The following is a 1,790-nucleotide window of genomic DNA, read 5'->3' on the forward strand; positions in this document are numbered from 1 at the left end:
TTACTTTTTTATCAAGAAAAAAGTAACAACAAAAATTCATTTTCTACTAATTGCGTCAACGCAAACCAAAGAGTTGCTAAATATAATCGAAGAAAAACCACAGTCGTGAACGGATACTAAAAAAGTAGTATCTGTTCAGGCAATGGCGTCAACTAAAGGATGACCACCATTAGCTGAACAGCTACTTTACTTTTTATTTTTATACCTCCTGAATAGATTTGTAAGAAAATGATTCTTTGCTGTATAATCCCAAACCGTCTGGCCATTCGAATCTTTTTTAGAGAAGTTGATTTTACCTGTTTGTAAGAAGCTCGTAATAATATCAATGGCTTTCCAATCATCTTCTTTGATATTCTTATAGTGCTCAACTACTAACATAAACAACGTCCTTTGATTTAAATCTTTCATATTTGGGTTTAAACCATCCTTCAACCACTCTTTCACCATATCTGGATTAAAATTCTTGTGAAGCATCTTATGATATAGCTGATGCATGGTCATATCTTGAAAAAATTCATCTTCTGATTCATTCTCGTTTGATGCAGATTCACTTGATGCACTTTCTGTTGGGTCAAACTGACTGAATGATGAGTCTAGTATTGACGTATCACGATCTTCATTTTCTTTAGGTATATACATACGACCCTTGCGTCCATCACCCCTATTTGGGGAATCGGAATCAAACGGATGCCCCGGTACTACAAAGGTACTATTAGGATTATTAATTAATAACGTTGTGTTATTAGGCAAAGTGTTATTAGGCAAAAAAGAAGTAGCACCAAAAGGGCAAATAAGACCAATGGCACACACACCAACTCCAACAGGAACACTAAGCATACCAGCAACAGTAACTAATGACAAGCCAAGCACGAGCTTTTTCTTCCAAGTCCAACTGTTTGTTGATTTAGTCGTCTCTCCACCTGCATGCTCAACATAACTGTATGCAGATGAGCTCCTTTGGGTTATCTTTATTAAGGTAATTTCAGGCTCAGGATTTACTGTATAGGTAGCACGATTCTTCTTATCCCACTGTATATTAGGATTTACATCGTTACCTAGTTCGATATCCTGATGGTTACCTAGTACTTGTCTGGTGTTAACACAAGAAGATAAGGTATATAAGCTTAATAGCCCGATCAATAGACTTGTTTTATATTTTGTATGTTTTTTTTTCATTGTTTGTATTTATATGATACGATCTGATATAACGCCCACCAAGCAGCATGGTCGCTATGAGCATATTTCATAATCTATTCTTATGGCTACAGCTGCTTAGGTATAAAGGAAGAGACAAAGGTAACCCTCACGAGGCCCAATGGCCACGAAATATAGGGTTGCATTTGCTTTGTATATGATATGAAAAAATAGATAGAATTCCTAAGAAAATATATTAATAATCAAATGAAAAACAAGTTATAAGCAGTAGTTTATTTAAGATTTTTTTATTATTGAAATACCAATTTTCTCTAGCATATCTGTTCAAGTCAGCGTAAATAACGCTATTTATAGCAGATTTTTTGTATCCGTTCACGCAATGGCGTCAACTTAAGGGGTATATTTAATTGATTATTATATATAATAATATATAAAAAAACGCCCCTTGTAAAATAGTTGCGATCAGAAAGCGAAGTTTACAGATGACAAGAAAAACAGTTGCCGGGATGGATTGCAGGGAGGCTCCTGTTTTTCCAGCTGTAAACCAAGCTTTCAGCCACTTTTTTCACCAGCGCTGGATTTTGTGGTTACTTTTTTATAAAGAAAAACGTAACAACAAAACTTCATTTTCTACT

1 protein-coding gene is annotated in these 1,790 nt (G+C 34.9%); it reads right to left on the reverse strand.

Annotated elements, in window-relative coordinates; all coding sequences use genetic code 11:
* Positions 1–186: 186 nt before the first annotated feature.
* Positions 187–1,176 (reverse strand): hypothetical protein, encoded by a 990-nt coding sequence (locus MUW73_RS02930; protein ID WP_243018547.1) that lies wholly within the window; start codon positions 1,174–1,176, stop codon positions 187–189.
* Between the last annotated feature and the right edge of the window lie 614 nt (positions 1,177–1,790).

The sequence above is a fragment of the Candidatus Cardinium sp. cByotN1 genome (assembly GCF_022810525.1).
In the GTDB taxonomy this organism is placed as follows: Bacteria; Bacteroidota; Bacteroidia; order Cytophagales; family Amoebophilaceae; genus Cardinium.